Source organism: Nocardia sp. NPDC052316, assembly GCF_044547795.1.
In the GTDB taxonomy this organism is placed as follows: domain Bacteria; phylum Actinomycetota; class Actinomycetes; order Mycobacteriales; family Mycobacteriaceae; genus Nocardia.
Genome location: NZ_JBIUBB010000005.1, coordinates 48,441 through 68,011 on the forward strand (window position 1 = coordinate 48,441; position 19,571 = coordinate 68,011).

Below are 19,571 nucleotides of genomic sequence, written 5' to 3' on the forward strand. Positions count from 1 at the left end.
GCCCCGCATAGCATCTGAGCGCTGGCCGCCGTCGTGTCGTATGGAATGCTGACGAGCGTGCGTCTCTCGCTTCCGCTCATGGGCCCCTTCGCTCGCCAGCTCGGACACCCCTCGGGCCCGCTCGGACGGTTGATCACCAACGGGCTCAACATTTTCAACAAAGCGGTTATGGCAGGTTCGATCGCCGCACTGGAGGTCCGACCCGGCGAGCAGGTCGCCGATATCGGTTTCGGCGGCGGATACGGGCTGCAAGCCCTGCTCGATCAGGTCGGACCACACGGACGTGTCTACGGCATCGACGTCTCGCCCACCATGATCGCCAAGGCGCACAAGCGATTCGAGGACTACCTCACGAACGATCGTCTCCGTCTGATCGAGGCCCCAATGCGTGAGCTGCCGGTCGAGAACGACACCTTCGATGGCGTCGTCACCGTCAACACCATCTACTACATCGAGGACGAGGAACTCGCGGAGTCGTTCGCCGAGGTCGCCCGGGTACTGCGGCCCGGCGGCAGGCTGGTCGTCGGTGCCGCCGACTCGTCCTACATCGAAGGCACGCCGTGGCGGGACGGCCTGATCAAGCGATCACGAGCCGAGGTGGAGGCGATCATCGAGGGAGCGGGTTTCACGACGCGTGACCATCGGCGCGTCGGCGAGTCCGACCGCGCCTTCCACGTCTACGTCGCCGAACGACCCAGTCCGTAGCATCGGCCCAGGTCAGCGGTTCCTGCCAGGACTTTTCCCGGGTTGTGGAGGGTTCTGCTAAAGTCTCGGGAGTACCTTTCCAAGGTTCGCCGATGTAGTTCAATGGTAGAACTTCTGCTTCCCAAGCAGACAGCGCGGGTTCGATTCCCGTCATCGGCTCCAACAGTGAATGCCCTGGCCGGATGTTCTGGTGCGGGGCATTTTCTTTGCCTGGGGGTCGGGCTCAGTACCGGAGGGGTAGTGGGGGTGGCTCGTTGGGGTGATGTGGGGTGGGGATCGGGGGGTCGACCATCTGGGCATGTTGATTCGTCGCACTGTATTGGCCGTCGGCCTGGCCGTGGGGGTTTGTTCGGGGGCGGTGACCGCTTGTACGTCGGATGCTGAGCCTGTGTCGGCGTTGCGGTGGGAGCCGTGTTCGGAGGATCGTGATTTCGACTGTGGCACAGTCACAGTGCCGGTTGATTGGGGTAAGCCGGAGGGGGAGAAGATCGGGATCGCGGTGGTGCGGGATCGCGCCGACGAGCCTGGGCAGAAGGTGGGGACGTTGGTTTCGTTGCCGGGTGGGCCCGGGACGTCAGGGGTGGATGAGATCCTGAAGGGGGGCAAGTTTTCGGCGGAGTTGCGGGGGCGGTTCGATATTGTGAGTCTTGATCCGCGAGGGGTGAAGCGGAGTCATCCGGTGCGGTGTGACGCGGGGCTGGCGGGGTATCGGCCGAATTTTGTGCCGGATCTGGGTGGGCGGATCGAGGAAGTGCATTCGTATGCAAGGGATCTCGCGGCGAGTTGTCGGCAGTACACCGGGGCGTTGATGGATTACCTCGACGCGGCGAGTGTCGCGCGGGATGTGGAGGCGCTGCGGGTGGCGGTCGGTGCGGACCAGATCAGTATCTACAGCAGGTCTTACGGGACGATGCCCGCGCAGTCGTATGCGGAGTTGTTCCCGAAACGCCTGCGCGCCTTGCTGATGGACAGCGTGGACGACCACAGTTTGGACGGGCGAGCGTTCATGAACAGTGAAGCACGGGCGGCCAAGGATGCTTACGGTGAATTCGCGGCGTGGTGCGCCGAGGACGTCCAGTGTGTCCTGCACGGTGCGGACGTCGGTCAGATCTTCAGCGAGGTATACGCCAAGTCGGCCCGCGGCGAGCTACGCGACCTGGCCGACGCGAACAAGCAGCTAGGCCCGTTCGACCTGAACGCACAGGTCATCCAACGGCTGTATCGGCCCGAATGGTCCAAGCTGGCAACGGATCTGCGGGCACTGGCCGACCAGCCGACGGCCGGTCCACTGCCGCCTGCGGCCCCGCGGCAGCAAGGCCAGGCGGTTCCGATGCCGCAGGTCATTCTCTGCTCCGACTGGCGATTCGATATCGCCGACCAGAGCCAGTGGAACCAGCTGTGGCAGGAACAGACGGCGAACGCCGCTCCGCTGCGGGCCCACTTCGCTTGGGGCGCAGGCGCTTTGTGCTCCGGCTGGCCTATCGCACCGGCGAACCCGGCGCACCGCCCGCAGATCGTGGACGGCCCACCGATTCTCATCATGAACTCGCTCCACGACCCGTCGACTCCGCACGAGTGGGCAGTGGGCGTCGCGCAGCACACTCCGGACGCCACCCTGCTGACCTACGAAGGCTGGGGTCACGGCATGTACGACCGCTCCCCTTGCACCACCGGTGCCGCCGACCGATACCTCATCGACTTGACGATCCCGCAGAATCGCTGTCCCGCAGCCTGATTGAGCGCGAGACCGCCACTACGGCGTGACAGTCAGCCGCCAGAGCGAGGTGACCTCCGCGGCGCGGGCAGTATGCAGCGGGTCGGTGGTGTCCTTGGCGCGCGGATGCTGCGCAGTGGTGTCGGTCTTATCGACGACGTGCAGACCGGCACCCTCGATCAGGGCCAGCAGATCGTCGCGGGTGCGCAACCCGAGGTGCTCGGCGAGGTCGGACAGAATGAGCCACCCTTCGCCGCCCGGCTCGAGATGAGCGGCCAGGCCGGCCAGGAAACCGCGAAGCATCGCACTGTCCTGGTCGTACACCCCGTGCTCGATCGCGGAGGTCGGCCGGGCAGGCAGCCACGGCGGATTGCAGACGATGAGGTCGGCGCGACCGTCCGGAAAAAGCGTGGGACCGACGACCGAGACCGAGCGGGTGAGGTCCAGCCGGTCGATATTGTCGCGGGCACAGGCCAGCGCACGCGGGCTGTCGTCGGTGGCCACGATGTGGCCGACACCGCGACGGGCCAACAGGGCGGCCAGCACCCCGGTCCCGGTGCCGAGGTCGAACGCGGTGCGCACGTCGCCTGCGAGGGGGGCCTGCGCGACCAGCTCGATGTATTCACCGCGGATCGGCGAGAACACGCCGTAATGCGGGTAGATGGTGGCGTCGAGCGCGGGAATCCGCACCCCCTTCTCCCGCCACTGGGCCGCACCGAGCACGCCGAGCAGTTCGGTGAGCGCGATGAGCATCGGCCCCTGCGCCGGCCCGTACACGTCGTCGCAGGCCTTGCGCACGTCGGGAGCGCGGCGCAGCGCGAGTGTGTGGTCTTGCTCGAGCTGGACGAGTAGCTTGCCGAGCACCCGCGCGCGATGGTTGCGCGCCCTGCGCTGCAGCCGGAACGCCTCGGCCGGACTATCGGCCGGCCCGGGCGCTTTCCGGTCGACCCGACGGCCCATCGCCTGGAGCAGCTGGCGGGCATTGTGGTAGTCGCCGCGCCACAGCAGCGCGGTGCCCTCGCAGGCCAGGCGGTACGCGGTCTCGGCGGTCATCCGATCGTCGGCCACCACGATCCGGGTCGGGGCCGACGCCGCGCTCTCGGAATGCCAAGGGGCGGATCGTTCGGCATCGGCTTCGGTCCAGGTGATCGTGGACATCGGCGGCTCCTCGTTGTCGAACAGGCAGGGCACGGCGTGCACCGCGACGAGGAGTTGTCGACCCTTCCGAATAGATGCAACTCATGTTCCCATACCCGCTCGGCACCGACGTGACCAGGGCTGATCGACGCGGCGACGGCTGCCTAGCTGGCCTCGGCGTGCAGTCGACGGAATCTGCTGCCGTGGAAGACGAGCGGGTCGACGTCGGTGCGGGTGGCGATCCGGTGGATCCGCAGGATGACGACCGCATGATCGCCCGCGGGCACCTGGGCCTCCGGCACGCCCTCGATCCACGCGGACGCACCGTCGATGAAGATCGCCTCACCGGTGCCACGATGCAGTTCGGTACCGCGGAATCGGTCACCGTTGCGGGCGCCGAGCGTGCGGGCCGCGTCCTGCTGACCGGTCCCGAGCAGGCTCAAGCCGAGATGGCCTGCGGCGGCCAGTCTCGGCCAGGTCGACGAGGAATTCTGCACACAGAACGACACCAACGGCGGGTCGAGCGACACCGGAACGAACGTGCTCACCGCGAGACCGTGTGGGGTGCCGTCGATTTCGGCGCACACCGCGACCACGCCGCTGGGGAAGTTGGCGAAGGCGCGGCGCAATCCGCCACCGTCGGCGGGAAACTCGAAGAGCTCATGCATGATCGGGCACCTCCGCGCCCACGGCCAGCGCCCGGGCGACCGGCCGCCAGCGCTCGCTGTAGGCGTCGAGCACGCCGTCCTCGCGGAAGGTCCGATCCGACAGGTACAGCCCGGGCAGCGCGGCGGTGGCGCCGAGTTCGACGAGTACGGGCTTGAGCAGCAGGTCCGGCGCCAGCGCGTGGGCGGGGCCGGCACCGAGCATCACCGGAACGGCCAGCACACCCGCCAGCCCGGTGCCGCCGTCGAACTGCTCGAGGAACAGTTTCAACAGGCCGGTGTAGGTGGCCTTGAACGTCGGGCTCGCGAAAACGACCAGCTCCGAATCGGCGACCGTGCGGACCGCCGCGGCGACGCCGGGATCACCCCAGCCGAGCAGGGCGGCGCCGAAATCGACCAGGTCGATTACCGCGGGCTCCGCGTCCGGACGCAGCCCCTTCGCGACCAGTGTGGCCGCCGTCAGGGTGCGTGAGGCGGGCTTCGGATTGCCGACTACGACCGTCACTGTCACTTTTCGTATCCTTTTCGATCACGTGCTGGTTCGACCGGCGGGCCGGTCAGATCACGCCGTGCAACGGTGGCGCGGTACCGTGCAACAGCGCACGGCCGAGGTGCTGGTACTTCCAGCGGATCGGATCGTGCAGGGTGTGCGTACGCGCATTGCGCCAGAAGTGATGCAGATTGAGATCGGTAGCGGCACTTCGGGTTCCCCCCACTTCGAACAGCGCGCTCGACACCTCGTTGGCCGCCCGATCGGCCAGCACCTTCGCTGCGGCAACCGCCAGCGAGGCGCGAGCGGCGCCCTCCTCTTGCTCGATATCTACCACTGTGCCACGCGATCCGACGCCGTCAATCCCCCCATCGGGTGGTACCGCACTGCGCTGCGTGGTGGCCGCGTCGACGGCCTTGCCTGCGGCGATCAGGGTCGCCTCGGCCGCGGTGACCACGACCGACAGCTCACCGAAACGCTGAATCAGGAGCGGATCGTCGACGGCGCGGGCGACATCGGCTTCGAACCAGGGACGGCTCGTGGTGCGCACGAATTCCGTTGCGGCCGTCAGCGCTCCACGAGCGATTCCCGCATCGATGGCAGCGTGCAGTAGTTGCGCGAACGCACCGTAACCGTTGGGTGCCTGCACGGCGGCGCTGCGGCGGATGAGCTGGCCCCGCTCGACCAGCACCTCGTCGAACGACACCGTTCCGCTGCCGGTGGTGCGCTGGCCGATACCGTTCCAGTCGTCGATGATTCGCACGCCTGGCGTATCGGCAGGCAGGTAGGCGATGTACTCCCCCGGCGCTAAACCGCTGCGCCCCTCGGCATCGTCGAGCTTGGTGAGCACGGCGAGCACATTCGCGAAAAGTGAACCGGTGCAGTAGAACTTACGCCCGTCGACCCGGAACCCGCTGCCCGCGGGCCGCAGCGTGGTGCTGATGTCGGCAATGGTGGCACCGCCGCGCTCGGACTGCGCGTTGGCGATCCGCGCACCGTCGAGCACCTGTGCGAAGTAGCGCTGGCACTGCGCCGGGGAACCGGCCAGCCGCACCAGATTCACGTACACGAAGTGACTGTGCGGGATCTGCGCGATGTTCGGATCGGCGGTCGCGAGAATCCGCACCACCTCCGCCACCGCGCTCGGCGGCAGATCCGCGCCGCCGTACTCGGCGGGCACGGTGATGGCGAGCAACCCGCTGGCCGCGAGCCGCCGCACCTCCGGATGCGGCAGTATCCGGCCGCGGTCGCGCGCGGCGGCACCGGACGCGAAGTCCGCCGCGAGGCGTTCGGCGACCGAAACCGCCTGCGCCGCCGAGGTTATGCGATCGGTCGCGAGAGCGACGCCCCCGCTGTCGGCCGAAGGTGGCCACGCGGCAGTACGGGAGCGCCGCCCATCGGAGACGGTCATCAGCCCACCGCCGCGACCGGACGCCGTGCGGCCTCCAGTTCGCGAACCAGCGGAAGGACTTTCGCGCCGAAGTACTCGACTTCCTCTTGAAAGTGCAGGAAGCCGCCGAGGATCAGGTCGACACCGAGCTCGCGGTAGGCGACGATCCGCTCGGCCACCTGCTCCGGCGTGCCGATCAGCTTCGTACGGAAGCCGTCGTTGTACTGCACGAGGTCCTCGAAGGAGGAGTCCGCCCACATGCCCTTGCCATCTTTGGTGGACGCGCCTGCTTGCTGCACCGCGTCCCGGAACCCTTGCACCGCAGTCTTGTTCGCCTTCTCGATGATCTCACGCAGGGTGTCGTGGGCCTCTTTCTCGGTGTCGCGGGCAATGATGAAGCCGTTGAGGCCGAACTTCACTTCCCGGTTGTTGTCCCGCGCGACGGCACGCAGGTCGTCGAGCTGCTCGGTGACGCCGTCGAAATCCTTGCCGTTGGAGAAGTACCAGTCGGCGTAGCGGCCGCCGTTGCGGCGAGCCGCGGTCGAGTTACCACCCTGGAACAGTTCGGGATTCGAGCGTTCGGGGGTGTTGAGCGGCTTCGGCTTCAGCGTGAAGTCACGGATGCGGTAGAAGTCGCCGCCGTAGTTCACCTTGTCCTCGGTCCAGATCTTGCGGATCACCTCGAGGAATTCGGCGCTGCGCCGGTACCTTTCGTCGTGCTCGAGCCAGGGCTCGCCGAGTGCGGTGAATTCACCGGCGAACCAGCCGGATACGACATTGATGGCGAAACGGCCGTTGGAGAGGTGGTCGGCGGTGGCGCCGAACTTCGCGAGCACCGCGGGATGCCAGAGCCCGGGGTGGATGGCCGCGATGACCTTCAGCCGCTCGGTCGCGCCGAGCAGCGCCAGGCTGAACGAGGTCGACTCGTGCTGGAACTCCGCCCCGTAGGAGGCGGTGTAGCGCACCTGGGACAGCGCGTAGTCGAAACCGTTGTTCTCGGCGGTCCTGGCCAGCTTCTTGTTGTACTCGAAGTCCCAGCCGGTGCGCTGTTCGATGTCGCTGGTGACCAGTCCCCCGCTGACGTTGGGCACCCAGTAGGCGAATTTGATCTGTTCGGCGATCTGCTCCGTGGTCATAGCTGCTCCAGAGGGGTCGGGGGGTAGCCGTCGAGCTCCTCCCACTCCAGCAGCGCGGCCCGACCGGCACGAGGGTTTGAATCTGTGCGATCGGATCGCGCTGCGGGGGAGTGCGGGTCTCAGGCGTTGGCGAGGACGCCGGCGAAGGTGGATCTGGCGAACTTGCCTGCCGGGGTGAAGCGACCGAGCAGCGCCGTCGCGTCTTCGCCGGTGACGCGGGTGATGAAGGCGTAGGCCGCGTCGAGCGAGTCGATCTCGAGGAACGGCTGCGGGTGATGCAGCAGGCCGACGAACGCGGCGGCGAACTTCGGGTCGACGGCGGCCGCCGCGAAGAGCTGATTGCCGATCTCGGCGAGCTCCGGGTCGCTCAGGAACAGCCGGGTGACCTTGTTGGCGGCGTCGCCGCGCGCGGCGAGGAACGTCGCGTACTGCTCGGCGATCCAGGCCTCGTCGAACGGGCCCTCGTGCACCGCGGCGGCCGCGACCAGCCGCTGCGCCTGGATGAGCCCGCTCTGCGCGCCTTGGCCTGCGATGGGGTCGTACGCGGCCGAGGTGTCGCCGAGCGAGGCGACCACGTGGCCGCCCGCGGTGTGCCCGACGCCGGCCCGGACCACCGGCCGCACCGCGCCTTTCAGCCAGGAATGCGGATCCTCGGCGATCACCTGGGTGGCCAGCACCTCGGGCAGATCCCAATCGATGAAGTCCCGGTACAGATCCTGCACGATCCGGTGCGCGGCCTCGGCGGAATCCGCTGCGGCGAAACGGGTTTCCCACTCGCTACCCGGACTGGCCCAGCCGAGGAACGCCCAGCTCGGGCCCGCATCCTTGTGCAGGTAGGGGCCCCACCAGGCCTCGCCCTGCTCGGCCAGGATGGAGAAGCCGCTGTGCGCGCCGCCCGCCGGGCTGCGGTGCGCGAAAACGTCTTTGCCGTGGCCGATTCCGGTCACGGTGACCGTCAGCAGCGAGCGCTGTGGGGCGTCGTAGGGGGTTCGGGCCCGGTCGATCGGGAACAGGTCGGACAGTCCGCCGCGGCCGGTGGCGACCAGGGTCAGGGCGTTGGCCGCGGCGATCGTGTCGAGGGTTTCCGGAGTCACCTGCTCGACGACGAAGCGGCCGCCGCGTTCCTGGAAGGCGGTCAGTCGTTCGTCGGCCTTCAAGCGGGTGTCGACGGCGATGCCGACGTATCCGTCGAAATTGCCGTCGAACTGGATCAGTTCGGCACCGCCCCCGGCGATTCGGACACTGAGCCCGGTGTGCCGCGGCGCCCGGCCGGTGTAGGTGTCCAGCCCGAGCGCGGATTCGGCCTGCTGGGTCACCCCGAATTCGAGCGCGGTGCCGGTGGCGGGGACATCGTCGCGCAGGCTGCGCTGATCGCGGTCGCTGTAGAGGGTGACGTCGAATCCGGCGTCGAGTAGACCCAATGCCGCAGTGACGCCGGTTTGTCCGGCACCGATTACCGCGGCCGTACGGGTGGAACGGGGAACGGAATTCTGCGTTGTCATGTTCGGATCATCCGGGCAGTGACGCGCCCCTCGTGAGTGTTGCGATCAGCGAGAATCAATGAGCAGACAGCGGTTTTGCCTGGCGTACCATTCGGGCCATGTCGTTCACCGTTGCCGACCTGACCGGAGACCGCACCGAGCAGTACCGCCAGCTCGCCGCGCAGGCCGAAGCGCTGGTGGCGGGCGAGCACGACCGTGTCGCCAACGCCGCCAATCTCGCGTCGCTGGTTTTCCACGCACTGCCCGAACTGAATTGGGTCGGGTTCTATTTCTACGACGGCAACGAACTCGTCGTCGGACCGTTCCAGGGCAAACCCGCCTGCGTCCGCATTCCACTCGGGAAAGGCGTCTGCGGTACCGCGGCACAGTCCAGGGAAACGCAAGTCGTGCCGGACGTACACGCGTTTCCCGGCCATATCGCCTGCGATGCCGAGACGCGTTCGGAGGTCGTTATTCCGTTGGTGCACAACGGCGAACTCATCGGCGTTTTCGACCTCGACAGTCCGAAGCCGGAGCGGTTCGACGACATCGACCGACACGGGCTGGAATCCGTCGCGCAGGCGTTTCTCGATTCCCTCTCGGCGTAGTTGTCCGCCCGGCGAACACCGGAGTGTTCGCCGGGTGCGAGCATTTACGACGCCGGTGCGGCGACAGCCACCCCAGGGCGCGCGACCTCGTCGGGTAGCACGGTGGAGCCCGGTGCGCCCACCCGATATCGGGCGCCGCGATGCGATTCCGGCAGCCGGTCGCCCGCCTCGAACAACGCGTTGCGCAAAGTTCCCCGGACGTACTCGGTGGTGTACGCCCCACGTTCGGTCAGCACCGGAACGACATGGCGGACAACATCTTCGAAGGATCCCGGCGTAATGGCGTACGCGAGGTTGAAACCGTCGAGATCGGTGTCGGCGACCCACTCCTGGAGCCGGTCGGCGACCGTGGCGCCGGAACCGACGAACACCGGCCCCATGCCGCCGATGCCCGCCCACCGTCCGATATCGCGCACCGTCCACTCGCGGCCGTCGTCGTCGAACTCCTGGAAGGCGGCTACGGCGGACTGGATGGCGTTGCTCTGTACCTGGCCGATGGGGTCGTCGAGGTCGTAGCCGGACAGGTCTATGCCCATCCAGCCGGACATGAAGACCAGGCCGCCCTCGATGCTGGCGTAGGACAGGTACTCCTCGTGCTTGCGCTGTGCCGCTTCGTCGGTGGCGTCGGTGATGATCGTCGCCAGCGCGTAGATCCTGGCGGAGTACGGATCGCGGCCCGCCTCCCGCAGCGCGGCGCGGATTCGGGAAACCGTCTGCGCGAGTAGCCGTTTCGACGGTGCGGCGATGAAGATGGCCTCGGCGTTCTCCGCGGCGAACCGCACACCGCGCGTCGAGGCGCCCGCCTGGTAGATCACCGGCGTGCGCTGCGGTGACGGCTCGGAAAGGTGGATGCCCGGCACGGTGAAGTGTTTGCCCTGATGGCCGATGTGGTGCACCTTCGCCGGATCGACGTAGACGCCTTGCGCGGCGTCGCGCACCACCGCGTCGTCCTCCCACGAGCCTTCCCACAGCTTGTAGAGCACCTCCAGGTATTCGTCGGCCTGGTTGTAGCGCTCGTCGTGGTCGAGTTGGTCGTCGGCGCCGAAATTCCGTGCCGCCGAGGGTAAGTAGCCGGTGACCACGTTCCAGCCGATGCGCCCGTTGGTCAGGTGGTCGAGGGTGGAGAGCCGGCGGGCGAAGGGAAAGGGATGCTCGAAGCCGGTGCCGGTGGTGATGCCGAACCCGAGGTGCTCGGTGACCGCGGCCATGGCCGAGACCAGCAGCAGCGGGTCGGCCACCGGGATCTGCGCGCCTTGCCGCAGCGCCGCGATGTCGTTGCCGCCGTAGACGTCGTAGGTGCCGAGTACGTCGGCGATGAAGATGCCGTCGAAGCGCCCCTGCTCCAGCAGCTTCGCCAGGTCGGTCCAGTAGCTCAGCTCCTTGTACCGGTGCGACTGGTCGTCCGGATGCCGCCACAGGCCGGGAGACTGATGGGCGACGCAATTCATGTCGAAGGCGTTGAAGCGAATTCGGCGGGTCACTGCGCCGCTCCCGTCGTGGACTTGTGCTCGCCCGCACTCCAAGCGAAGGGGAGGTCGGCGCCGTTCAGCAGGTAGTCGCCGATCGCCCTGGCTTTTTGGATCGCCGGGTTGTGCACCGAGATGGTGCGCGCGTTGCGCCAGTGCCGGTCCAGCCGCTGCCGCTCCGAGACCACCGAGGCGCCGCCGACCTCGAAGAGCAGCGTGGTGGCTGGAAGTACCAGATCGATCACCGCGAGCTGTGCCTGCGCGGCGGCGAGTTCGGCTGCCTCCAAAGCCTTCTCGTTCTGCGCGCCACTCGCCAGCACCTCGTCGAGGATGTCGGCAACGGCGAGCACACTGGCCTTGGCGGCGAACGCCGCGGCTGACAGGCGCCCAATCACCTGCTGCACCAAGGGATCCTGGCGCGGAATACCCGCGGCGGAGTGCGAGTAGCTGCGGGTGCGGCCCGCCACCCACTCCCTGGCATCCAGCTCCGCGCGCTGTGCGATACCGGCGAGCACCGCGAGCTGCACCAGTTGCAGATAGGAGGTCGCGTAGGTGGGGCCGGGCGCGCCGTAGCCGGGGCCGAGGACACGATCTTCGGTTACCACGACATCGGTGAATTCCGTGGTGCCGCTGGCGGTCAGCCGCTGGCCGAAGCCGTCCCAGTCGTCGTGCTGCCGCACGCCCTCGGCGTTCGCGTCGACGAGCACACCCACCCGTTCGCCGTCGCGATCCGCCGCGACCAGAATGTAGTCCGCGTACAGGGAGCCGGTGCTGTAGTACTTCACACCATTGAGCAACCAGCGGTCGCCATCCCGGGTCAGGCGGGTGCGGTAGCGATCGACCGCGCCGACCCCCGGCTCGGTGATGGCGTTGCCGACCAGGGTGCTCGTCGCCGTCCGCAGCCACTGCTCGCGGCCGGGCCCCGGCTCGGCAAGCAGGTGATCCTCGACGAACGAGAAATGCACGCGCAGTGCCTGGGGCAGGTTCGACTCGGCCGCGGCCAGCTCGATCAGCAGCCGGAACAGCTGCCGCACGCTGACGCCGTACCCGCCGAACTCGACCGGCACCCGCAACGCCCCGAACTTCGCCGCACGCAGCCAGCCGACCTCCTCGAACGGCAGCCGACGATCGACCTCCCGCGCCACCGCGCCCTGCGCGATGCGCTCGAAGATCGGTCCGAAGACCGCATCCAGTTCGGTATCTGTGGCGGATTCGGCCTCGATGGATGTCATCAGCCCACGATGGCGCAGCAGGGGGCGCGGCTCACGGGTTGCGCGCACCACGATCCGAAATGGTGGACGACGGTAGTTGTCGGTGCGCCTCGCTACAGTCGCGACGTGGCTGGCTCGCAATACTCGTTCACGGCAGAGGTGTGGGAACACGCAGGCCAGGGGTCCTGGCATTTCGTTTCGCTGCCCGCGGAGATCGCCGATGAGATCGAAGAGCGGTACGCCCATCGCGTCGGCGGGTTCGGCTCCGTCCGGGTGCACGTCACCATAGGCGCCAGCCGCTGGTCGACCTCGCTGTTCCCGGACAAGTCACGCGCCACCTACGTATTGCCGGTGAAGAAGGCGGTCCGTAGCGCCGAGGATCTCAGCGCAGGCTCGCGGGCACAGGTCGAATTGGTCGTCGCGATCTGAGATCGGACTCGCGTCCGGGGTTCAGCGTGGGGCGGACATGCACTCGGTGGCGATCCGGGTCCGCGCGGTGCGGGCCTTCTCGGCGTCGTCCTTGTTCATGCCGAGCGTTTCCTGATCGGCGGCCTTGGTGTCGTACTCGTCGCTGATCAGCACGCGCAGGCCGTCCTGCGAGATGCCCTGCTCGACAAAGAGTTTCGCGGCGCAGTCGGCGAGCTGCTGACTCTTGAGGCCCTTGGCCTGCAGGGACTTGGCGAGGTCCGCCTGCGTCACCGCCGGCGCTGCCGCCGCCTTGTCGTTGCCGCATGCCGCGAGCACCGGCAGCGCGATGAGCGCCGCGGCGATCAGGGAGATCCGCACCTGAATCCCAATCTGTCGAAATGGCCACCGTCGTGGAATGGACGCCGTGGGGACGTCGGCCACGATGGTACCGATCGGGCCAGAACCCCACGTGCACAACGCGTTGCGGGACCGTGTCCGAGCCGTCAGAGATCCATCGCGGCACGCAGCGCGGTATCCAGGCGTTCCAGCGTCTCCGACTCCATCTCGTCGACGCGTTCGGCGAGCCAGCCGCGGAAGATGCGGCCGATGTTCCCGGCGTGCACCCAGCCGTACTGCCGCACCGGCACCGCGAGGATGTCCCCGGGATCGTCCTGGACCACCTCGGCGGCGATCAGCCACGGCCTCGGCGACTCGTTGATGCCGTCACTGCTGATGAGCACGACCGTACGACGACGCGGCGAACCATGCGGGTTGTAGATCCACAGTTCACCCCGCCGCACGCATCGCCTCCTCGGCGGCGGCCATTTCGGCCGCGTCCGCGGCGGCCAGAGCCGTCACGTCCGGTACCGGACCGCACCCGGTGCGCACGGCTTCACGCCGCGCGGCCTTAGAGATCCACGCCGAGGGTGACATGCCCGCGCGGGCCGCGGCCTGCTCGGCGAAGGACCAGGCGGCCTCGTCCAGCGAAAGGGTGACCTTACGCGTTGCCATACCAATTATCGTACCGACTTTTCGCGCCACTGCCAGCGGAAATTGTCCGGTTCCCAGCAGCGGACCGGCAACTGAGGGCGCGCGACTGCTGTTACTGTGGGGCGCAGTGGCCACGCTGACGCACCCGAGTCTGGCCTGCATACCCGAGAGGCGGGACAGCATGACGATGTTGAACCATCATCGAACCGGCTCGGGTGAGCCCCTGGTTCTGGTGCACGGCATCGGCAGCCGCTGGCAGGTGTGGGAACCCATCATCGACACCCTCGCCGAGTCGTTCGACGTGATCGCCGTCGATCTGCCCGGGTTCGCCGGCTCGGCACCGCTCGCTACCACCACCGTCGACACGCTCACCGAGGCACTCGCCGAATTCCTTGCCGCCCAGGGCATCGAGCGACCGCACCTGGCGGGTAATTCGATGGGCGGGTTGATCACGCTGAACCTCGGCGCCCGCGGGCTCGCCCGCTCCGTCACCGCTTTTTCACCGATCGCGTTCTGGGACAGGGCCGGTCGCGCCTGGTGCCAGCAGTCGCTGGGCAAGTCACGCATGCTCGCCGGCCGATTGAAGCCCGCACTGCCGACGATCCTCGGTACCGCCGCGGGCCGTACCGCCTTCTTGAGCTTGGTCTTCGGCAAGCCGTGGGCCGTCGGCGCGCAAGTGGCGGTGGATACGGCCAACGGTGCGGCCGACGCGCCCGGCTTCGAACCAGCGCTCGCCTCGTTCGCCGACGTGCGGCCGCCCGAAATCGGCTGTCTCGCCGACATTCCCGTCACCGTCGCGTGGGGCAATCGGGACATTCTGCTGACCTATCGCACCCAGAGCCGCCGCGCCCGCGCGCTGCTACCGGATGCCGAGCACGTCACGTTGCACGGTAGCGGGCACACACCGTTCTACGACGATCCCGCCGCGTGCGCGCGAGCGGTGCTCGACACCATCGCCAGGCAGTAACGCCCGCTGCTCATCGTTCCCGGCGCGGCTCGGTCAACGTGTCCGGATGCGCCGTCCCGAGCAGGATGCGTACGGCATTTCGCCAGCGGTGCTGGATGATTCGGTTCCGGTCCACCTCGCCGGTCAGCAGCACACGCAGCGCGAGACCGGTCATGATCTCGATGGTGAACTCGGTGATCGTCGGCACCCGTGGGTCGTCCGGGAACTCCGCGCGGAAGACATCGCGAATGCTGGTGTGCATCAACTCGAACAGCCGATGCTCCAACGGGAGGAAGGCGGCGAGCAGCTCGGGATCGGTGCGCGCGCCCACCCACATCTCCAACGCGGCCCAGAACGATGGCCCGCTGAGCATTCCCATGGTCAGCTCGACGGCCGTCTCCAAACGATCAGCCGTCGCCGGAATGTCCTCGAATTCCTGTGTCAGCTGGTCGAATCGGCGGGCGGCGAGATGCTCGACCGCACCGGCGAGCAGATCGGCCTTGGTCGGAAAATGATGCTGCAGCGTGCCGCGCGGCACGCCGGCCCGCTTCTGCACCTCCAGCGTGGTGGTGCCCGCGTAACCGACCTCGACCAGGCTCTCCACCGCCGCGTCCAGGAGCCGCGTGCGCATGCGCGCGCGGCGCTGCGCCTGCGTCTCCCTGACGCGTTCTCCCGAGGCGGTCAGCGTCCCTGCCATTGCGGTTCGCGCTTCTGCGCGAAGGCGAGCGCGCCTTCGGCGGCGTCCTTGGAAAACAATGCGGGCAAGGCGATCTCGCCCTGCTTGGCGAACGCTTCGGCCACCGACCAGTCCGGCGACTCGTCGATGATCCGCTTGCTCGCGGCGACGGCGAGCGGTGCGGCGGCGGCGATTTCGGCCGCCAGCTCGAGCGCGACGGCCAATGCGGCGCCTGGCTCGGCGATCCGATTGACCAGCCCGAGCTGATAGAGCCGTTCGGCGCCGATCCGCCCACCGGTGAGCGCGAGCTCGGCGGCCATGCTGCGCGGCAACCGCTGGGTCAGCCGCAGCACCCCACCACCCGCGGCGACCAGGCCGCGCCGCACTTCCGGGATACCGAACTGTGCGTCACTGGCGGCGACGATGAGGTCACCGGAGAGCGCCAACTCGAAACCGCCGGCCAGCGCGAAGCCCTCGACGGCCGAGATCATCGGCTTCACCGGAGGTTTCGCGGCGATGCCAAGCGGGCCACGCCGCTGCGTCATCGGCATCTCCCCCTTCGACGCGGCGACGAGGTCCATGCCCGCGCTGAAGGTGCCGCCCGCGCCGGTGAGCACCAGCACCCGCGCCGCGCCGTCGGCCTCGAACTCGTCGACGGCGCGCTCGATGGCCTGCGCGGTCGCCAAATTGATCGCGTTGCGGGCCTGGGGACGGTTGACGGTCAGCACGGTGATGGCGTCGCGCCGTTCGACCAGGATCAGCTCGTGCGTCGGGTCGCCCTGCGATGCTGCGGTCATTTGACGGTCCTCTCGGTGAGCGTGAGCTTGTCTGCTGCGGTGATATCGGCGGCAACGCCGAGCGGGTCGCCTTCGTCGAACGCCGCGGCGGTCTCGGCGTCGGACGCCCGGATCAGTATGCGGGCGCCGGTCGGCGTCACAGCGCTGACCACTACCGCCTCTGGCTCGTCGGCGTGGTCCGGCGCGGGGCCCTTGCGATAGGCGACGGTGTACGACTCGACCGTGGCCGGACCGGTGTAGCCGGGCGCGGCCTCCCGCCGAGCGGCGGGCACCTGCGCCTCGATCGAACGGAACAGCCGCGCAGGCGGTTCGGCCGAGTACACGCCGACACCGTGCTTGGTGATGTACCAGCCGAGTGCGGTCGCCAGGCCGTACGCACGGTTGTCCTCGCGCAACAGGCCGACCAGCGTCGCGATCGAGTGGGTGGCGTAATTGTTGCCGGGCCCGCCGCCGAAGGTGAGCCCGCCGGTGACCGACAGCGGCCGCGCCGGATCGTCGATCGGCAGCCCGAGCGCCTCGGCGGCGACCTGCACCGCGACCGGGAAGCACGAATACAGATCGATGTGCGCGACGTCGTCGATGCCAATGCCCGCGGCACCCAACGCGGCTTGCCCGGCGGCAGCGATGGCGGGTGAGGCGGCCAGATCCGCGCGTTCGGAGACGAACCATTCGTCGGTGGCGGTGGCACCGCCGTGCGGGAACACCCACCGGTCCCGCGGCACCCCGGCCGCGGTCGCGGCGGCCGCGCTGCACACGATCAACCCCGCACCTTGATTCACCGAAAGGTTCGCGATGAGCAGCTTCGGATACGGCGTAGACACCATGCGATTCGCGGGCGTCGGCGTCACCAGATCGACGGCCGCCTGCGGTGTGGGTTGCCACGCATAAGGATTGCCCGCCGCGACGTCGGACAGCCGCGACCACAGACCGCCGATGCGCGCGCGATGCTCGTCCTCGCTCAGGCCGAGCCGACCGCGCAGCGCGGTCTCCATCAGTGCGTAGAAGTACACCGGTCCCCACAGCCCGGCCGCGGTCTCCATATCGGAGTTGGGCGCGCGGTCCGCGCCGACGAGTTCGGTCGGTTGCGCGTCGTCGGGCTGATCCGGCCAATCCAGCGGGGCACCCGTGCGCGTGGCGGTGTTCCAGGCGGCCACCGCCTCGGCGCCGGTGATCAGCGCGATGTCGGACTGTCCGTCGGCGATGGCCTGGGCGACCGTATTGAGCAGCCGCTGCGGTGCGTCGCCACCGAAACGCACGGACTGCCAGGTCCGCTTCGGTGTCGCACCGAGTTCCGTGGCGACCAGGGCGCCGAGATCCGCGTACGGCCTGCTGACCGGGGCCGCCGCCGCGATCAGGTCGGCGGAGCGGAGCAGCCGATCGCCGGTGCCGCTGTCGGCACCCGCGCGGCGCAGCGATTCGGCGGCGAGCTCGACCGGTCCCGGCAGTCCCGGCTCGCCGCTCCGGTGCACGACCTGCCCGGCACCGACCAGCACCGGCGTCCGGGGATCCATTCCCGCTGGCAGCATTGTTCCTCCGATGATCTCGCGGGGCGTCGAGCGTGCCACGACAGGCCACCATCGACGCGGATACCGTCAGCATTGACGGTAACTTGCGTTCGATTAGAGCAGAGACCGAACGGCCGGGCAATGGCCCCTACCCTTGAACTGACTCACGGGTAAGATCCGGGAATGGGCACCAACATCGCGCTGCGCTTCGACGGCGACCGCGCCTACGTCACCCTCGACCGGCCGGACAAGCACAACGGCCTCACCATCGACATGCTGCGGGACCTGATCGATACCGCGCACACCATCGCGGGCCGTGCCGACGTGCGCGCGGTCATCCTGTCCGGCAACGGCCCGAGCTTCAGCAGTGGCCTGGACATCGCCAAGGCCACCGGTGACCCACTGTCCATCGTGCGCAGCTTCCTCCCACTGCCATGGCGCGGCACCAACACCTTCCAGGAGGCGTGCTGGGCGTGGCGCAGGTTGCGGGTGCCGGTGATCGCCGCGGTGCACGGCCGCTGCTACGGCGGCGGACTGCAACTCGCGCTGGCCGCCGACTTCCGGTTCGCCACCCCCGACTCGGAGTTCTCCGTGATGGAGGTCAAGCACGGCCTGGTGCCCGACATGACCGGCGCGGCCACCCTGTCCCGGCTGATCGGCGTCGACAAGGCACTGCTGCTCGCCATGACCGCCGACACGGTCGACGCCGCCTACGCCGAGCGCATCGGGTTGGTCACCGAGGTTACCGCGGATCCGGTCGCCGCCGCGGACAAGCTCGCCGAGCGCATCGCGACCCGCTCGCCGCATGCTGTCGCGGGCGCCAAGCGGCTGTTCGACAAGGCCTGGGAGGCTTCGACACGCCGCACGTTCGCGCTGGAACGCGCGACGCAGCTGCCATTGATCATTCGGCTGGCCACAGCGGGGAGTAAATCAAAGAAAAGCTAGAGCTCAGGGCTTATTTTTGAGCTACGCGCCCCAATGTCGTCGATCGCGCTGCTAGCATTTCCCAAGGATTTGCCAGCCAGTCGAATTGTGGTGCGTTACACACCGCGAGGGGTCTGTGTATCGCGGGAAGTCTGTGTGTCGCATCGCGCTCGGCGTGATACGGAGGGCTCACAGACCTTGACCAGAACGGCATCCATCTTGCTATCGGCGCTGGCGGGTGCTTCGGCCTTGCTTATCAGTGCTGCCACCCCGGCCACCGCGAACCCCAACACCATCAATCCCATTCCGGTACTCAATGGCAGCACCGGCCTGCCCCACCTCCATGGCCGCACCAAAGCCGTTTTTCAGATGACCGGCATGGCCAGCCCGAACAACACCCAGGCCTACAACGTGCTCGGCACCGATCTCGGCATCATGTGGGACAACGGCAACGGCGAGTTGCTGACGGCGTTCGGCGACACCGCGGGCCTCGGATTCCCGAATCTGCTGGCGGGCAGTATGTGGTCGTGGCGGTCCAATATTCTGATGCGCAGCCACACCCAGAATCCGGCGGGCGGGATCTATTTCGACAGTGTCGTCCGGGATGTATTCGGGCAGGCGCGCGACCTCGTCCCCAGCCCGAAAATCCCGTTCCTGGAGATCAGCCGTATCCCGACCGCGGGCATCTCGGTGGGCGGGGTGCAATTCATGAGCCTCATGTCCGTGCGGAGCTGGGACGACGTCGGGCAATGGAGCACCAATTTCTCCGGGCTCGCCGCGTCCGGCGACAACGGCGAGACGTGGGGTGAATTGCCCGCCACCCGGCGCCCGGACGAGGGCGGCAACAGCAATTTCCAGATGAACGCCTTCCTCAAGGACGGCGGCTACGTCTACGAGTACGGCACCCCGTCCGGCCGCAACCAGGCCGCGTTCGTCGCCCGGGTGCCGGAGGCCGAGATCACCGACCTCGGGGCCTACGAATACTGGGACGGCGAAGGCTGGCGACGCGGTGACGTCAACGCCGCGGCGCCGATCATGTGGGGTGTCGGCGAACTGTCGGTGATGTACAACGCCTATCTGGGCCAATACATCTCGCTCACCACCGACCCGTTCAACTCGGTGGTGATGCGCCGCGCGCCGGAGCCGACCGGCCCGTGGAGTGAGCCCGAGGTGTTGATCGACACCAGGGAGCTGCCGAGCGCGTACGCGCCGTCGATCTTCCCGTACCAGACCGGACGTGATCTCTACTACCTCACCACCGTGCACAGTCAGTACAACGTGCTGCTGATGCGCACAACGCTGTAAGGGTTCCCCGAACCTGG

21 protein-coding genes and 1 tRNA gene are annotated in these 19,571 nt (G+C 68.0%); 8 read left to right on the forward strand and 14 right to left on the reverse strand.

What is annotated here, in order from left to right; translation table 11 throughout:
- Window positions 1–78: 78 nt before the first annotated feature.
- The 3 genes from ACIHA7_RS23790 to ACIHA7_RS23800 all read left to right on the forward strand — a co-directional run bounded on the left by ACIHA7_RS23790 (window position 79) and on the right by ACIHA7_RS23800 (window position 2,440).
- On the forward strand, window positions 79–705 hold the full coding sequence (locus ACIHA7_RS23790) for a class I SAM-dependent methyltransferase (RefSeq protein ID WP_397293831.1): 627 nt from the start codon (window positions 79–81) through the stop codon (window positions 703–705).
- Between the two features lie 88 nt (window positions 706–793).
- A tRNA-Gly gene (locus ACIHA7_RS23795) sits at window positions 794–867 on the forward strand.
- 136 nt (window positions 868–1,003) lie between these two features.
- Entirely contained in the window at window positions 1,004–2,440 is a 1,437-nt protein-coding gene (locus ACIHA7_RS23800) for an alpha/beta hydrolase (RefSeq protein ID WP_397293176.1), read from the forward strand.
- 18 nt (window positions 2,441–2,458) lie between these two features.
- Here the strand turns inward: ACIHA7_RS23800 and ACIHA7_RS23805 are convergent, their stop codons facing one another.
- The 6 genes from ACIHA7_RS23805 to ACIHA7_RS23830 form a co-directional block, all read right to left on the reverse strand.
- Window positions 2,459–3,577, reverse strand: a complete 1,119-nt coding sequence (locus ACIHA7_RS23805; RefSeq protein ID WP_397293177.1) for a methyltransferase — start codon at window positions 3,575–3,577, stop codon at window positions 2,459–2,461.
- A 143-nt stretch (window positions 3,578–3,720) separates the two neighbouring features.
- A complete protein-coding gene (locus ACIHA7_RS23810) occupies window positions 3,721–4,224 on the reverse strand; it encodes a flavin reductase family protein (RefSeq protein WP_397293178.1) in 504 nt (167 codons plus the stop codon).
- Window positions 4,217–4,732: an NADPH-dependent FMN reductase gene (locus ACIHA7_RS23815; protein WP_397293179.1), complete on the reverse strand. Its 516-nt coding sequence runs from the start codon at window positions 4,730–4,732 to the stop codon at window positions 4,217–4,219. Before ACIHA7_RS23815 ends, ACIHA7_RS23810 begins: the two co-directional genes overlap by 8 nt.
- Window positions 4,733–4,778: 46 nt before the next feature.
- Window positions 4,779–6,122, reverse strand: coding sequence for an acyl-CoA dehydrogenase family protein (locus ACIHA7_RS23820; RefSeq protein ID WP_397293180.1), 1,344 nt, complete (start codon window positions 6,120–6,122; stop codon window positions 4,779–4,781).
- The gene (gene sfnG, locus ACIHA7_RS23825) at window positions 6,122–7,237 is read right to left on the reverse strand and encodes a dimethylsulfone monooxygenase SfnG (RefSeq protein ID WP_397293181.1); all 1,116 of its coding nucleotides are present in this window, start codon (window positions 7,235–7,237) and stop codon (window positions 6,122–6,124) included. The genes ACIHA7_RS23820 and sfnG overlap by 1 nt, the downstream gene beginning before the upstream one ends.
- A 119-nt stretch (window positions 7,238–7,356) precedes the next feature.
- Window positions 7,357–8,739, reverse strand: a complete 1,383-nt coding sequence (locus tag ACIHA7_RS23830; protein ID WP_397293183.1) for a styrene monooxygenase/indole monooxygenase family protein — start codon at window positions 8,737–8,739, stop codon at window positions 7,357–7,359.
- A 98-nt stretch (window positions 8,740–8,837) separates the two neighbouring features.
- On the opposite strand from ACIHA7_RS23830, the gene ACIHA7_RS23835 reads away from it, so the two are divergent.
- On the forward strand, window positions 8,838–9,326 hold the full coding sequence (locus ACIHA7_RS23835) for a GAF domain-containing protein (protein WP_397293184.1): 489 nt from the start codon (window positions 8,838–8,840) through the stop codon (window positions 9,324–9,326).
- A gap of 44 nt (window positions 9,327–9,370) precedes the next feature.
- Here the strand turns inward: ACIHA7_RS23835 and ACIHA7_RS23840 are convergent, their stop codons facing one another.
- On the reverse strand, window positions 9,371–10,807 hold the full coding sequence (locus tag ACIHA7_RS23840) for an LLM class flavin-dependent oxidoreductase (RefSeq protein ID WP_397293186.1): 1,437 nt from the start codon (window positions 10,805–10,807) through the stop codon (window positions 9,371–9,373).
- Window positions 10,804–12,024 (reverse strand): acyl-CoA dehydrogenase family protein, encoded by a 1,221-nt coding sequence (locus tag ACIHA7_RS23845; RefSeq protein ID WP_397293187.1) that lies wholly within the window; start codon window positions 12,022–12,024, stop codon window positions 10,804–10,806. The genes ACIHA7_RS23840 and ACIHA7_RS23845 overlap by 4 nt, the downstream gene beginning before the upstream one ends.
- A gap of 105 nt (window positions 12,025–12,129) precedes the next feature.
- On the opposite strand from ACIHA7_RS23845, the gene ACIHA7_RS23850 reads away from it, so the two are divergent.
- Window positions 12,130–12,432 (forward strand): DUF1905 domain-containing protein, encoded by a 303-nt coding sequence (locus ACIHA7_RS23850; RefSeq protein WP_397293188.1) that lies wholly within the window; start codon window positions 12,130–12,132, stop codon window positions 12,430–12,432.
- A 21-nt stretch (window positions 12,433–12,453) separates the two neighbouring features.
- On the opposite strand, the gene ACIHA7_RS23855 is transcribed toward ACIHA7_RS23850, so the two are convergent.
- The 3 genes from ACIHA7_RS23855 to ACIHA7_RS23865 form a co-directional block, all read right to left on the reverse strand.
- Window positions 12,454–12,789, reverse strand: a complete 336-nt coding sequence (locus ACIHA7_RS23855) for a hypothetical protein (protein ID WP_397293189.1) — start codon at window positions 12,787–12,789, stop codon at window positions 12,454–12,456.
- A gap of 125 nt (window positions 12,790–12,914) precedes the next feature.
- A complete protein-coding gene (locus ACIHA7_RS23860; protein ID WP_397293191.1) occupies window positions 12,915–13,211 on the reverse strand; it encodes a hypothetical protein in 297 nt (98 codons plus the stop codon).
- Window positions 13,198–13,422, reverse strand: coding sequence for a hypothetical protein (locus ACIHA7_RS23865; RefSeq protein WP_397293192.1), 225 nt, complete (start codon window positions 13,420–13,422; stop codon window positions 13,198–13,200). Before ACIHA7_RS23865 ends, ACIHA7_RS23860 begins: the two co-directional genes overlap by 14 nt.
- Window positions 13,423–13,582: 160 nt before the next feature.
- On the opposite strand from ACIHA7_RS23865, the gene ACIHA7_RS23870 reads away from it, so the two are divergent.
- On the forward strand, window positions 13,583–14,368 hold the full coding sequence (locus ACIHA7_RS23870) for an alpha/beta fold hydrolase (protein ID WP_397293193.1): 786 nt from the start codon (window positions 13,583–13,585) through the stop codon (window positions 14,366–14,368).
- 10 nt (window positions 14,369–14,378) lie between these two features.
- Here ACIHA7_RS23870 and ACIHA7_RS23875 read toward each other — a convergent pair whose 3' ends face one another.
- From ACIHA7_RS23875 to ACIHA7_RS23885, 3 genes are read right to left on the reverse strand one after another with little or no spacing between them, the layout of a single operon-like run.
- Entirely contained in the window at window positions 14,379–15,044 is a 666-nt protein-coding gene (locus tag ACIHA7_RS23875; RefSeq protein WP_397293194.1) for a TetR/AcrR family transcriptional regulator, read from the reverse strand.
- Window positions 15,029–15,820, reverse strand: a complete 792-nt coding sequence (locus ACIHA7_RS23880) for a crotonase/enoyl-CoA hydratase family protein (protein ID WP_397293195.1) — start codon at window positions 15,818–15,820, stop codon at window positions 15,029–15,031. Before ACIHA7_RS23880 ends, ACIHA7_RS23875 begins: the two co-directional genes overlap by 16 nt.
- Window positions 15,817–17,346 (reverse strand): thiolase C-terminal domain-containing protein, encoded by a 1,530-nt coding sequence (locus tag ACIHA7_RS23885; RefSeq protein ID WP_397293196.1) that lies wholly within the window; start codon window positions 17,344–17,346, stop codon window positions 15,817–15,819. Before ACIHA7_RS23885 ends, ACIHA7_RS23880 begins: the two co-directional genes overlap by 4 nt.
- A 162-nt stretch (window positions 17,347–17,508) precedes the next feature.
- Between ACIHA7_RS23885 and ACIHA7_RS23890 the strand changes: the two genes are divergently transcribed.
- Together ACIHA7_RS23890 and ACIHA7_RS23895 are read left to right on the forward strand one after the other, a co-directional pair.
- The gene (locus tag ACIHA7_RS23890) at window positions 17,509–18,270 is read left to right on the forward strand and encodes a crotonase/enoyl-CoA hydratase family protein (protein WP_397293197.1); all 762 of its coding nucleotides are present in this window, start codon (window positions 17,509–17,511) and stop codon (window positions 18,268–18,270) included.
- A gap of 177 nt (window positions 18,271–18,447) precedes the next feature.
- Window positions 18,448–19,554 (forward strand): DUF4185 domain-containing protein, encoded by a 1,107-nt coding sequence (locus ACIHA7_RS23895; RefSeq protein WP_397293198.1) that lies wholly within the window; start codon window positions 18,448–18,450, stop codon window positions 19,552–19,554.
- Window positions 19,555–19,571: the final 17 nt, after the last annotated feature.